Origin of the sequence: Bacillus thuringiensis (assembly GCF_001455345.1) — a bacterium.
GTDB classification, from domain to species: Bacteria; Bacillota; Bacilli; order Bacillales; family Bacillaceae_G; genus Bacillus_A; species Bacillus_A thuringiensis_N.
On the sequence record NZ_CP013274.1, the window covers coordinates 1713440 to 1727595 of the forward strand.

Below are 14156 nucleotides of genomic sequence, written 5' to 3' on the forward strand. Positions count from 1 at the left end.
GTATATTAAATTTGGGGATTTTGCTGTTCTATAGTACATTAACAAGTGGGTTTAATTTTAAAGGGAGGATGAAGAATTGTTAGATAAGGCGGGGGCTTTAAAAAGTAATCGTATGTATACAGAAGAAGAACAACAAAAATTATATAAACGAACGTTAATAATCGTAAGCATTTCACAAATGTTTGGCGGAGCAGGATTAGCTGCTGGCATTACGGTAGGTGCACTTCTTGCGCAGCAAATGCTTGGAACAGATGCATTTGCAGGATTACCGGCTGCTATGTTTACGATGGGATCTGCAATAGCGGCTTTTTTTGTCGGGAAGTTATCGCAAAAATATGGTCGCCGCATAGGGCTTGCAACAGGATTTACGGTAGGTGGGTTTGGAGCAATTGGTGTTATATTGGCAGCAATAACAAATAGTATTATTTTTTTACTAGTTTCTTTACTCATATACGGTGCAGGTACAGCTACGAATTTACAAGCTCGTTATGCAGGTACAGATCTAGCAGACAAGAAGCAAAGAGCAACTGCCATTAGTATTACGATGGTAATGACGACTTTTGGTGCAGTCGCAGGTCCAAATTTAGTAGGTGTAATGGGAAGGTTTGCTCATTCAATTGGAATTCCTGAACTTGCTGGCCCATTCATATTATCAGCGGCGGCGTTTATACTGGCGGGTTTTGTCCTTTTTGTTATGCTACGTCCAGATCCGTTACTTGTTGCTAATATGATAGAAACATATAAACAAGAGCATACATATAAAGGGCAAGCAGTAACAGAAGAAGCGACAGAAAACAAACGAGGCATTACTGTTGGAGCTATCGTAATGATACTTACGCAAATTGTGATGGTTGCCATTATGACGATGACTCCAGTTCATATGGGACACCATGGTCATGGGTTAAGTGCAGTAGGTCTTGTAATTGGTTTTCATGTAGGTGCAATGTATCTTCCATCTCTCGTTACGGGAATGTTAATTGATAAAATTGGCAGAACTACGATGAGTATAGCTGGTGGAGTAATCTTATTAGCAGCAGGTGTCATAGCTGCGATAGCGCCGAGTGATTCTTTAATACTATTAATCGTTGCATTGTCTTTACTTGGATTAGGATGGAACCTCGGTTTAATCAGTGGTACTGCTCAAATTGTTGATGCAACTATACCTTCTACACGTGCAAAAACACAAGGGAAGATAGATGTGTTTATTGCGTTAGCTGGAGCTTCTGGTGGAGCGATGTCAGGAATGGTAGTAGCGAATTCGAGTTATGCGGCATTGTCATTAGCTGGAGGAGTATTAGCTTTCATGCTGATTCCTGTTGTGATATGGTCTCAAAAAGGAGAAAGAAATTAAAAAAGAGGTTCTAGTTATTGACTAGAACCTCTTTTTCATGCATTTAACTTAAATCCCACTCCACAATAAGACCTAAATGTGTAAGACCACCACCAAATCCGTACAGTAAAAGTGTGTTTCCGTTATTTAATTTCCCTTCTTTTCTAGCTAAATCTAGAGCGAGTGGAATAGAGACAGAAGATGTATTCCCCATATATTCCACGCTCGTTAATGTTTTTTGTATTGGAATTTGAGATTTTTCACAAATAGATTCAATCATGCGTAAGTTAGCGCTATGAGGAATGAGCCAGTCTATATCATCTTTTTGCATATTTGCGGTATGTAATAGTTCTTTTATACCTGCTGGCACCGTACGTGTTGCCCATTTATAAACTTCTCTCCCATTTTGCACGATTTTTTCATTTGTTTGCAGTGGTGTACCATTCATAGTAGTAGATAAGTTTGTTCGGTATAGATGAATGCCACCGTGCCCATTTGTGCCCGTATGATACGCGATAAAGCTTGGTTTGTTTTCATCTCTTTCTAATAAAATAGCGCCAGCACCATCACCGAATAAAATACAGGTCGTTCTATCGCTGTAATCAGTAACTTTAGATAATGTCTCTGTTGCTACGACAAGTACTTTTTTATGTGATCCAGAAGTAATCAAGCTATTCCCAACGTGCAGACCATATGTGAAACCAGCGCAAGTGGCATTTAAATCAAATGCCATTGTATGAGGTATGTTGAAGTATTGTTGTATTTGGCAAGCAACACTAGGGAAAACGTAATCAGCAGTAGTAGTAGCGACAATGATACAGTCGACATCTTCTAAGTTTTTCTTATATGTTGTACATAAATTTTCAATTGCTTTAATGGCTAAATTTGAGGAATATTCTTCTTCGCTAGCGATTCTTCTTTCCTTCATTCCTGTTCTTTGTACAATCCATTCATCATTCGTATCAATCGTTTTCTCTAAATCGTTATTAGATAATATTTGATTTGGAACATAGGTGCCAATTGCAGTAATACGAGATTTAGAATTCATAGGAACAGCTCCTAACTTTGTTTTATAACCTGATACTAATATCAGGTTATAAAAATGTCAATATAGATTTTTAGTGTATTGAACGACTTAGCTTACTATGAAGGAATTTAGCGAGTTAATATACGAGAAGTTTCTAAAATTGATAATGAAGTGAGTTGAGCTTCTTGAAAAGAATTTTACGCATGTTGCCTGTTGTCATTATTTGTAGCTTTATTCTTATTATTTTTCCAGAGAAATCTCATGCTTGTGATTGTATTAACGTAACAGCAGAAGAGGCACTTCAAAAAAATGATGTAGTGTTTGAGGGAAAAGTAATTGAGGTTGGAAGGAAAGAAGGGGGTGGAATTGAAGTATTATTTGAAGTGAAGAAAATTTGGAAAGGGACAAATTTTACGCAAATCATCGTATATACAGATGGTGGTGATTGTGTGTTTCACTTTGTAGAGGGAGGAGAGTACTTAGTATTTTCTTCTCAAAGAGGACCGGAAAAACAATTACACACACATAGTTGTAGTGGAACGAAGAGATTAGATGAGGCAGGGGCGGACAAAGTGGCTTTAAGTCAAATTGCAAAAGAGTCTGTTCCGACGAAGGAAGTGGATTTAAAAGGGGAGATGGTGAGCGGTTTCAGTAGGTGGCAAGTTGCTATCATTTCCATAGGTCTGTTACTGATAGTAGCTCTTGTGATTTTTATCGTGAGAAGAACGCGCAAAAAATGACGATTAAAGTAAATATATAAAGATTTTCTTTCTGTTTCTATAGGTGGTTTAATCTTGTGAAAGCGAATTACTTATGCTACACTTTATGTAATTTAAAATGAACGGAGGGGCTTCCTTTGATCTTAATCAGATTACGTCTCAATACTTTGTGCCAATAATTGAATAGCGCTCAAAGGCTCTGTCTGTGTGCAGAGTGAACGAGATTGGTCTGCCTATTTTAAAGGAACCCTTTATTAAGCTTATATGTGAAAAAGAGGGAGGGACGAATACGCCCTCTTTTTGTTTTGCCTTTATAAATAGAATGGGATCGTATAGGTGAACACTTATTGTGGGTGCGTATATGATCTTGGGACTTTTTGACTATGAGATAGGACGAAAGTATAACTTTCTTCTATTTCTTTGGTGAACCCTTATCCGTTTACGAAAACACAGGCAGTAACCTGTGTTTTTTATTTTACGTAATCGAAATGGAGGAATAAATATATGGAAGAATTATTACAAAGAGCAGTTTTAGTTGGAGTAAATTTAGGTAATGAAGATGACTTTGCGTATTCGATGGAAGAGTTAACAAATCTTGCAGAAGCTTGTGATGTAGAGGTAATTGGGCAAGTGACGCAAAATTTACAACGAGTAAATCCATCACATTATATTGGAAAAGGAAAGATTGAAGAAGTAGCAGCCTACGTAAATGAAGTAGATGCGAATATGGTCATTTTTAATGACGAATTGTCTCCTTCACAAATTCGAAATTTAGAAGCGGATTTAGATTGTAAAGTAATTGACCGTACCATATTAATTTTAGATATTTTTGCGCAACGTGCGAAAACGAAAGAAGCGCAGTTGCAAGTAGAGGTAGCGCATCTTCAGTATATGATGCCTCGTTTAATCGGGCTTCGTGAATCATTAGGAAGACAGAGCGGCGGAGTTGGTACGAAAAATAAAGGTGTCGGTGAGAAGAAATTAGAGTTAGATCGTCGTAAAATTGAAGAACAGATTTCAGTTTTAAATAAAGACCTAGAAGCACTTGTTGCCCAGCGTCAAACGCAGCGAAAGCAGCGTAAGAAAAATGAAGTTCCTGTTGTAGCTTTAGTAGGTTATACGAACGCAGGAAAATCAACGACGATGAATGCGATGCTTGAAATTTATAATGGCACAGAAGAAAAACAAGTATTTGAAAAAGATATGTTATTCGCGACGTTAGAAACATCTGTGCGAAATATTGATTTGCCAGATAACAAATCATTTTTATTAACAGATACAGTTGGATTTGTAAGTAAATTACCGCATCACCTTGTAAAAGCGTTCCGTTCCACACTAGAAGAAGTAGCGGAAGCGGACCTACTTATTCATGTTGTAGATTACGCTAATCCAAATTATGAACAGTTAATTGATATTACAAATGAAACGTTAAAGAAAATTGGAGTAGAAAATATTCCAACCATTTATGCTTATAACAAATCAGATATGGTAGATGTTGAAATTCCGAAAGTACAAGAAGAACGCGTTTATTTATCGGCGAAGAAACATATTGGAATAGAAGAGCTTGTCGAAATGATTCGCTCACACATCTATAAAGAGTATACGAAGTGCGAAATGTTAATTCCGTATGATCAAGGACAGGTAGTTTCTTATTTCAATACTCATGCGCACGTTTTATCTACGAGTTATGAAAACGAAGGTACGAAACTAGAAGTAGAATGTAAGACGAGTGATTACGAAAAGTATAAGCGTTTTGCGATTTAATAAAAAAGGCGATCCTAATATATGTTAGGATCGCCTTTTTCTTATTCTGTAATAGAAGCCCATTTATAAGAATAAATTCCTGCAAATGGACGAATAACAACACCTTTTACTGTTGGTCGTTCTAAATATACAAGTCCTGATTGGAAGATTGGAGCGATAGCTGCATCATCTTCGAGTAAGATTTTCTCTGCATCTTGGAACGCTTTCCAACGTGCTGGTAAATCAGTTGCTAAAGTAGAGCTCGTTTTCTCAATTAATTCGTCGTATTGTTTGTTTGAATAACTCATTTTATTAAACGGTCCGTCAGTGACAAACATATTTAAAAATGTTGTAGGATCAGGATAATCCGGTCCCCATGTAGAAAGTGAGATGTCATAGTCACCATTTCCTTCACGATCTAAAAATGCTTTTACTGGAAGGGGTTGTAATGTGATTTTTAATCCAGGTAAGTTTTTCTCCAGTTCACCTTTTAAAAACTCACTAATTTTTTTATCGTTAGACTCATCTGTTGTTATGATTGAAAGAGAAGCGTTTTGTAAGTTTGTTTCTTTTTTCGCAGTTTCCCATAGTGTTTTAGCTTCTTTCACATTTGTTTCTACTTTTACATGACTCGTACTGCGAAAATCTTTATTGTCAGGTCCTTTTACGAATCCTTTTGGAACGAATGCATTCGCAGGTATAGAACCATTGTTTAAAATCGTTGTTGCGATTCCTTGTTTATCAAAAGCAAGCGAAATAGCTTTACGAGCATTTTTGTTTGCTAACAAAGGGTTCTTTTGACTAAATCGGAAAAACGTCACAGAAGGACGTTCCATCTTCTTTAAGCCCGGATTTTTTTGATATTTATCAACAAACTCTGAATTAATCGTAATTCGGTCTACTTGTTTACTTTCAAATAAATTAACAGCTGTTGAAGTATCTTTTACGATATTTACATTAATTTCATTTAATTTCACATTTTTATTATCCCAGTAGTTCGGGTTTTTTGTCATTTTATAACTTGTATCATGTTTCCATTCACTTAATTGGAAAGGTCCGTTATAAACTACATTTGCAGCTTCAAGTCCGTAATTTTTCCCTTGTGCGTCTACAACCTTTTGGTTTTGAGGATAAAATGTTGCAAATCCCATTAAACCTAAAAAGTATGGGACAGGGTGTTCTAACTGTACTTCTAACGTTTTATCGTCAATTGCTTTTACACCAAATGAGTCAATTGGTAATTCTTTTTTATTTATTTTTTCAGCGTTTTTAATATCGAACATAATATGTGCGTATTCAGAAGCAGTTTCTGGATTTACGGCACGTTTCCATGCATATTCAAAATCATGGGCAGTCACTGGATCACCATTTGACCATTTTGAATCGTGCAATGTAAACGTATATGTTTTTCCGTCTTCGCTCAGTTTGTATGATTCAGCTGCTGCAGGAACAGGTTTATTGTCAGGACCAGGCATATATAATCCTTCCATTACGTTGTTTAATGCAGCGTAAGAAAACCCATCGGTTGCGATAGACGAATCAAGTGTAGAAATTTCCCCAGCTTCTACAATATTTAATACTTGTTTTGAAGATTCCTTTTTCTTTTCCCCAGTAGTTGTTGCCTCTTGTTTTTGACCACATGCTGTTAAAAACATAGATAATGTGATTGAGAGTGCAACGATTCCTTTTGTTTTTTTCTTCATAGTTGTCATCCCTTCCTTCATCTCTGCCTTAGTATAAAAGAAAATATAGAAAATTTCTATAAATAAATCCGATAAAACATATAGAGAAAATATATTATTTAAAAAGTGATATTTCTGGAAAAAGAAATGAAACCAGTATAGAATAGAAATGTTTCAAAAGTCAGAATTTATTACACCTACTGTAATAAATATATATTTTGTACAGAAAGGAGAGATTCACATATGCAGGCAGTTTCGCAAAAAAATACAGTAGAAACACCGACAATATATCGAATATTATTTGCGATTAGTTTCGGTCATTTTCTAAATGATTCGATGCAAGCAGTTGTGCCCGCGTTGTTTCCTATTTTGGAAAAAACGATGAATTTATCCTATATGCAAGTAGGGTGGATTGCGTTTGCGTTAAATATGACATCATCGATTATGCAGCCGGTTTTTGGTATGTATTCGGATAAGAAACCGTCACCATTTTTATTACCGCTCGGAATGTTTTCGAGTATGCTTGGGATGATTGGACTCGCGTTTGCACCGAATTTTATTATTGTTATTATTTCTGTTTTATTTATCGGATTAGGTTCCGCAGTCTTTCATCCAGAAGGTGCTCGAGTTGCTTATATGGCAGCTGGTGCAAAGCGAGGTTTAGCGCAAGCAATTTATCAAGTGGGAGGAAATACAGGGAATTCTCTAGCTCCTATTTTTACAGCATTAATTTTCGTTCCACTCGGTCAAATTGGTTCTTTAGGTTTTACAGCCTTTGCAGCGGTAGGAATAGTGCTATTAATTTTCGTATCAAATTGGTATAGGAATGAATTAGCGACTGGTGCTGTGAGAAGAAAAAAGAGGGCTGCGCTTGAGGCGGAAAATGCGATTGTCAGCACACATATTAAATTTGTTATTTTACTTCTTGTTTTTCTTACTTTTGTACGATCTTGGTACGGTGCAGGTATCGGGAATTTTTATCAATTTTACTTAATTGAACATTACGGTTTATCTATAAAAAATGCCCAGTATTTCGTATTCGCATTTATGATTGCTGGTGTATTAGGAACTTTCTTCGGTGGTCCACTAGCAGATCGATTTGGAAAGAAAACAATTATTGTATTTTCAATGCTAGGTTCAGCGCCACTTGCCTTGCTATTACCACATGTTTCGCTCGTGTGGGTCGTACCGTTATTTTTATGTATCGGTTTTATTAGTTCAAGTAGTTTTAGTGTAATTGTTGTTTATGCACAAGAGCTTGTTCCGGGAAAAGTAGGAATGGTATCTGGATTAATTGTAGGGCTTGCGTTTGGACTCGGAGCTTTAGGATCTGTAGTCCTTGGGAAATTGGCGGACATATATAGTCTACAATTCATTATGCTACTATGTAGTTGTCTACCATTAATTGGACTTACTTCATGGTTATTACCAAGTGATAAGAAAACGATAGAATAGGGGATGCACTATGAAATTATGTGAAAACGTAACAGAATTAATAGGAGATACACCTGTCGTCCGATTATCTAAATTTATTCCAGAAGATGCAGCAGATGTGTATGTAAAACTAGAAATGTTTAATCCATCACGCAGTGTGAAAGACCGTGCTGCCTATAATTTACTTCAAGTTGCAGAAGAGAATGGTCTTATCAAACCAGGAGATACAATTATTGAACCGACAAGCGGAAATACAGGAATAGGCTTAGCGATGAATGCAGCCGCAAAAGGATATAAAGCGGTTTTAATTATGCCAGACAATATGTCAAAAGAGCGTATAAATTTATTGAAAGCATACGGAGCAGAAGTAGTTTTAACACCAGCAGAACAAAGAATGCCAGGAGCAATTGCGAAGGCGTTAGAACTGCAAAAGCAAATACCGAATAGTTTTATTCCGCAACAATTTGAAAATCCAGCAAACCCGAATATTCATCGTTATACGACTGCACTTGAAATTTATGATCAAATGGATGGCGAGCTTGATGCTTTTGTAGCGACAGCGGGAACAGGTGGAACTATTACAGGGACTGGGGAAACGTTAAAAGAGAAACTGCCAAACTTATATATTGCAGTAGTAGAACCGAAAGGATCTCCCGTTTTATCAGGCGGTGTTCCAGGTCCTCATAAACTAGTAGGAACAAGTCCAGGGTTTATCCCGAAAAACTTAAATACAGAAGTGTATAACGAAATTATTCAAATTGCGGACGAAGAGGCTTTAACGACAATGAGAAACTTAGCAAGACAAGAGGGGTTATTAGTTGGACCATCTTCTGGAGCTTCTGTTTACGCAGCGATTATGATAGCGAAACGATTAGGCGCTGGTAAAAAAGTTTTATGTATTGCACCTGATACAGGTGAGCGTTATTTGAGTATGGGATTATTTGAATGAAAATGATAGAAACCCCTTAATGGTAAAATAGAGCTATTAAGGGGTTTGTTGTAGGTTATTAAGAGAGGAGAAACAAAGTGAAACTATTAAAACCAACACATGAATATAGTGAACAAATTATAGAATATCGAGAGGCATTTTTACGTACGGATGAACAACCACATGGAAGCAGTTCTTTACAAAATTTTGATACACTTGATGAATGGTTTGAAAAAGTGAGAAAGCAAGAACGAGGAGAAAATTTATTGGCTAATCGAGTACCATCCAGTCAATTTTTAAGTTTTGAAAAAGGGGAACTTATAGGTTTTGTGAATATTAGACATCGATTAAACGAAGATTTATTACGGGAAAGTGGTCATATTGGATATAGTGTTCATCCGAATAAACGTCGCCAAGGTTATGCGATAAAACAATTGAAACTAGCATTAGGTGAAGTGCAAAAGTTAGGGGTGCAGAGAGTGTTAATAACTTGCGATAAAGTTAATATCGCTTCGGCTAAAACGATTCAAAAGGTTGGCGGTGTGTTAGAAGATGAAGTGGTTTCTTCTCATACAGGCGAAATTGTTCAACGTTATTGGGTAGAAATATGATCTAGTAGGAATTTGAAAAGGTAATATCGAAATAGATAAATGAAAAAGTAATGATGTACTGCAATTTTAGGGGGAAATGAAGTGGGATTAAAAGAGAAAGCAATAGAAATGTCGGAGATTTATAGGGAGAATCCGAAAGTGGAGGCTGTTATTTTAGCGGGTTCAGTAGCTAGAAAACTAGAAGATGAACATTCAGATATTGAGTTACATATTTTATGGTCAGCACCACTAGAGGATGAAGATCGTAAAGGCCCTATTAGCCATATTGGTGGAACGATTTTGTCATATCATCCTTACGAGGACGAAGAATGGTCGGAAACATATTTGACGAAAGAAGGAATTAAATTAGAGATTAGTAACTTTCTAATAGAAACAGTAGAGAAAGTTATTTCGGATGTGGTGGATCAATATGATATAAGTTATGAAAAACAATGTATCGTATCATCCATTCATGACGGTGTTAGTTTGTATGGAGAAGAGAAAGTGAATGAATTAAAAGATAGAGTGGTATCATATCCAGAAAAACTTGCGGAACAGATGATTTCAGAAAATCTTTGGTTAAGCAATCGCTGGCATAATCGAGAGGCACTTTTAAAACGAAAAGACTGGCTTATGCTATATGATGTTATTTGTGAAGTACAAAGAAATATATTTGGGGTCTTATTTGGTCTAAACCGAATGTATGTACATCACCCGGCATTTAAATGGATGCTGAATAATGTGGAGCGAATGAGTATTAAGCCTGAAAACTTATATGAGCGTATGGGGAATACATTAATAGGGAAACCGGAGTATAGTGTACAGGAGTTAGAAGTGTTAATCGAAGAGGTGTTACAGTTAGTAGAACAATATGCTCCAGAATTACATATTGCTGAACAACAAAAACGTATTCAATACGCGAAGTAAAAGAGAAGAGATGTAACAATGAGTTACATCTCTTCTTTTTTTATTTGACTAATTTACCTAGTACGGGCAATCGTTGAATCTTATTACCGAGAATATGTGAAGCAAGTCCACTTGTTAATACGAATAAAAGGTAAACAAGTCCTCCTGCAGCGCCACATATAACGACAACGAGAAGTGATTCGATATATGATTGTCCAGGAATTAACCATGTTAAAATTGCTTTTAATGCCATCACAACAGCAGACATTGCTGCTGAGTAAATTGTAATAAGAAATACTGTTTTTGCTGTTTCACCAATTTTGAATTTCGCAAATTTAACGATGCAGTACAACATAATAATATTTGAAACGAGGTATCCAAGGATGGTTCCAAGTACAGCACCGTGTCCGCCGAATAAATGTAAGAGCGGTGTGTTTACTAAAACTTTAACGAGAATCCCAGCTGAGAATGCAATCATCGTTTTTCTTTGATAATCAATTCCTTGTAAAATTGCTGCTGAAACTGTGAAAATAGCACTTAATATTGCAGAAGGTGCAAATGAAATTAAATATTGTGATCCACCAAGTGCGATTTCAGGATTTACATAAACCATACGGAATGCATCGTAAGCGATGCTAGCAAGACCGAATGCAGCTGGGATAGTGAAGAATAACAATACTTGAAATATCTTTGAAATTTGTTCTTGTAACTCTTCTAGTTTCCCGCTCGTATAAGATTTCGTTATAGCCGGAATAATCGTTAAGGAGAATCCAGTTGCAAGTGAAGCTGGAATCATAATTAACTTTTGGGCATAGTTCGTTATATAAGCGAACACTGCATTCGCTGTTTCTAACGGCTCTCCCATAGCTCTAAGGACATCAGCTACAGTATATTGATCTACTAACGTATAGAGCGGAATTGCAATGCCAACAAATACAATTGGGATTGCATATCGAAGTAATTCTATATAAATATTTTTTAATGGTATATTCGATGCTCTTGATTTTAATTCTCCTTCGGGAGGCTTTAATCTATTATATTTTTTCCAGTACATCATTAAAATTGAAACGCTGGCAAGTGCTCCAATAACAGCGCCAAACGTAGCAAATGCAACAGAAGAGGCGACTGAACCTCCTAATAGTTTTGAGACGATAAAACTACCAACTAAAATGAAAACTACGCGTGCAATTTGTTCTACGACTTGAGAAACAGCACTTGGTTTCATATGTTGAAATCCTTGGAAATAACCACGTGTAACACTCATAGCTGGTACAATAATAAGTGCGAAACTTAATGCTCGCATCGTAAGTGTTACATCAGCGATAAATTGCGGATCCGGTGTTTTCGAGCGAATAATAAATTGTGATATGTATGGTGCTCCAATAAATAAAGTTAAAAACCCTAAAAAGCCCATAAACAACATTAATTTTACGCTAGAGTTGTATAATTTTTTGCTTGTACTATAATCACCAAGCGCATTATGCTTTGCAACAAATTTAGAAACGGCAATAGGAATACCGGCTGTTGAGAAGCTTAATAAAATACCGTACCAAGAGTATGCATATCCATATAAAGCGACCCCTTGCGTCCCGACTAATAATTGAAAAGGGAAGAAGTATATAAAACCTAAAATACGTGAAATCATTGTCGCGCCGCTTAATAAAGCAGTACCTTTTAAAACTTTTGAAGTAGACAAAATTCTTTCCTCCTACTCGTGCTGTCTTGCATTCACCGTATACTACTATAAACCTGTTCGAGAAGTTAATACAGTATAAACCATAAATGTTCTAATACTATTCATTTAAAAGTCATATTTCGAATTCTAAAAAGAAAGTAATACATAAAAATTCAAAATATAAGTTGACACTATTTTTAATGTGTGATAAAAATGATAGTAATCAATTCGGAAAATAATATTTGGGCAATGAAAGGGTATAGTAGTGAATATCTCCCTATTTCAGAGAGCTGGTGGTTGGTGTGAATCAGTATATAGATTATTCATGAAGTTCGTCCTGGAGCATCTTTCATAAATCTTACATTGTGAGGAAATGAAAGACGGTAGTTTATACCGTTATCAAATAAAGTGATGAAGATTGTTTCATAGCTAGGGTGGTACCGCGATATTTATCGTCCCTACGTATTTACGTAGGGACGTTTTTTATTTAGGTCTTACTTTGTTGTGGCTTCATAACTAGGGTGGTACCGCGATATTTTATCGTCCCTACGTATTTGCGTAGGGACGTTTTTTATTTAGGTCCTAACTTTGTTGTATCTTCATAACTAGGGTGGTACCGCGATATTTTTGTCGTCCCTACGTATTTGCGTAGGGGCGTTTTTTATTATTAGGGAGGACGTGAGTGTATTAGAAAAGAGTATTGATAGAACAATATAAATACCAGATTGTAAAACAGAAAAAGAGACAGAGAGGAGATTAATAAATGAATTCACAGCAATGGACATCGAAATTAGGTTTCGTATTAGCTGCAGCAGGTTCAGCAATTGGTCTAGGGGCGATTTGGAAGTTCCCTTATATGGCCGGAATTGGAGGGGGCGGCGCATTCTTCCTTATTTTCATCGGTTTCACATTATTAATTGGTTTACCGCTATTATTAGCTGAATTCGTTATCGGAAGAAGTACACAAAAAGAGGCTGTTGATGCGTATAGAGAAATCGCACCAAAAACACTATGGCCATGGTTGGGGAAATTAGGGATTGTAACATGTTTCATATTACTTTCTTTCTACAGTGTTGTAGGAGGCTGGATTATATTATATTTATGGAATGCAATTACAGGTAGACTATGGGAGGGAAATGGAGCATACGAAGCTACATTTGGTGAAATCATTTCCAATCCGTATTTAGCAGTTGGATCACAGCTATTATTCATTCTTATTACTATTTTTATCGTAAGTAAAGGTGTACAAAATGGTGTTGAAAAAGTAAATAAATATTTCATGCCAGCACTATTCGTTTTATTCTTTGTATTAATCGTTCGTGCACTTACATTAGACGGTGCTGGAGAAGGAGTTCGTTTCTTCTTACAACCTGATTTCTCACATGTAACATCAGAAATTATTTTATATGCAATGGGACAATCATTCTTCTCGCTATCTGTCGGTGTAGCCGTTATGGTAACGTATAGCTCATACTTACCGAAAGAGGAAAGTTTACCGCGTTCAGCATTTTCTATTGTAGCTTTAACATTAGTAATTACATTACTTGCAGGGCTAGCAATTTTCCCAGTTGTATTCGCATTTGGGATGGAACCATCTCAAGGACCGGGGCTATTATTTATCGTATTGCCAGCTATTTTCAGTAAAATGGCATTCGGAAAATTATTCTTCATCGTTTTCTTATTACTCTTCTTCTTTGCGACTATTACATCAGCGATTTCGATGTTAGAAATTAGCGTTGCATCTTTAACTGCAAAAGGTAAAGGGAAACGTGAAAAAATGGCTTTAATCGTAGGGTTATTAATCTTCGTTGTTGGAGTGCCATCAGCATTATCATTTGGTATATTAAGTGATCTGAAGATTTTCGGAAAGACAGTCTTTGATTTAGCGGATTATGCAGTTAGTAACGTACTAATGCCACTTGGTGTTTTATTAGTTTCCATCTTTGTTCCTTTAAAAATGAAGAAAGATGTATTAATGAAAGAGCTTGGTGTAAGTAAAAATAAAGGCTATAAACTGTTCGTGTTATGGTTATTCTTACTTCGCTTTATCGCACCAATTGCAATTATTATCGTATTCTTAAATGTACTTGGCATTATTTAAAAATAAAAAGGTAGCGTATCG

11 protein-coding genes and 1 other annotated feature are annotated in these 14156 nt (G+C 36.2%); of the genes, 8 read left to right on the top strand and 3 right to left on the bottom strand.

All coding sequences use genetic code 11. The annotated features are described in order from the left end of the window. Positions 1–76 precede the first annotated feature (76 nt). Positions 77–1351: an MFS transporter gene (locus ATN06_RS09165; protein ID WP_060630366.1), complete on the top strand. Its 1275-nt coding sequence runs from the start codon at positions 77–79 to the stop codon at positions 1349–1351. Positions 1352–1394: 43 nt separating this feature from the next. Here the strand turns inward: ATN06_RS09165 and ATN06_RS09170 are convergent, their stop codons facing one another. Further along, positions 1395–2378, bottom strand: coding sequence for a ketoacyl-ACP synthase III (locus tag ATN06_RS09170; protein ID WP_060630367.1), 984 nt, complete (start codon positions 2376–2378; stop codon positions 1395–1397). Between the two features lie 164 nt (positions 2379–2542). On the opposite strand from ATN06_RS09170, the gene ATN06_RS09175 reads away from it, so the two are divergent. Then, positions 2543–3097, top strand: coding sequence for a hypothetical protein (locus ATN06_RS09175; RefSeq protein ID WP_060630368.1), 555 nt, complete (start codon positions 2543–2545; stop codon positions 3095–3097). A 483-nt stretch (positions 3098–3580) separates the two neighbouring features. Then, the gene (hflX, locus tag ATN06_RS09180; RefSeq protein ID WP_060630369.1) at positions 3581–4840 is read left to right on the top strand and encodes a GTPase HflX; all 1260 of its coding nucleotides are present in this window, start codon (positions 3581–3583) and stop codon (positions 4838–4840) included. 41 nt (positions 4841–4881) lie between these two features. On the opposite strand, the gene ATN06_RS09185 is transcribed toward hflX, so the two are convergent. Then, the gene (locus ATN06_RS09185) at positions 4882–6522 is read right to left on the bottom strand and encodes a peptide ABC transporter substrate-binding protein (protein ID WP_060630370.1); all 1641 of its coding nucleotides are present in this window, start codon (positions 6520–6522) and stop codon (positions 4882–4884) included. A gap of 222 nt (positions 6523–6744) precedes the next feature. Between ATN06_RS09185 and ATN06_RS09190 the strand changes: the two genes are divergently transcribed. From ATN06_RS09190 to ATN06_RS09205, 4 genes are all read left to right on the top strand, one after another. Further along, positions 6745–7956, top strand: a complete 1212-nt coding sequence (locus ATN06_RS09190) for an MFS transporter (protein WP_001149422.1) — start codon at positions 6745–6747, stop codon at positions 7954–7956. Positions 7957–7966: 10 nt separating this feature from the next. Next, the gene (gene cysK / locus ATN06_RS09195; protein WP_060630371.1) at positions 7967–8884 is read left to right on the top strand and encodes a cysteine synthase A; all 918 of its coding nucleotides are present in this window, start codon (positions 7967–7969) and stop codon (positions 8882–8884) included. A gap of 77 nt (positions 8885–8961) precedes the next feature. Further along, positions 8962–9474: a GNAT family N-acetyltransferase gene (locus ATN06_RS09200; RefSeq protein WP_060630372.1), complete on the top strand. Its 513-nt coding sequence runs from the start codon at positions 8962–8964 to the stop codon at positions 9472–9474. An 81-nt stretch (positions 9475–9555) separates the two neighbouring features. Beyond that, entirely contained in the window at positions 9556–10380 is an 825-nt protein-coding gene (locus tag ATN06_RS09205) for a DUF4037 domain-containing protein (RefSeq protein ID WP_060630373.1), read from the top strand. A gap of 40 nt (positions 10381–10420) precedes the next feature. Here the strand turns inward: ATN06_RS09205 and ATN06_RS09210 are convergent, their stop codons facing one another. Then, a complete protein-coding gene (locus tag ATN06_RS09210) occupies positions 10421–12055 on the bottom strand; it encodes a putative polysaccharide biosynthesis protein (protein WP_060630374.1) in 1635 nt (544 codons plus the stop codon). A 219-nt stretch (positions 12056–12274) separates the two neighbouring features. After that, positions 12275–12497 (top strand) — a binding site (T-box leader). Between the two features lie 300 nt (positions 12498–12797). Between ATN06_RS09210 and ATN06_RS09215 the strand changes: the two genes are divergently transcribed. After that, positions 12798–14135 carry a sodium-dependent transporter gene (locus tag ATN06_RS09215; RefSeq protein WP_060630375.1) on the top strand — a complete coding sequence of 446 codons (1338 nt, stop codon included), beginning with the start codon at positions 12798–12800 and terminating at the stop codon, positions 14133–14135. Positions 14136–14156 lie beyond the last annotated feature (21 nt).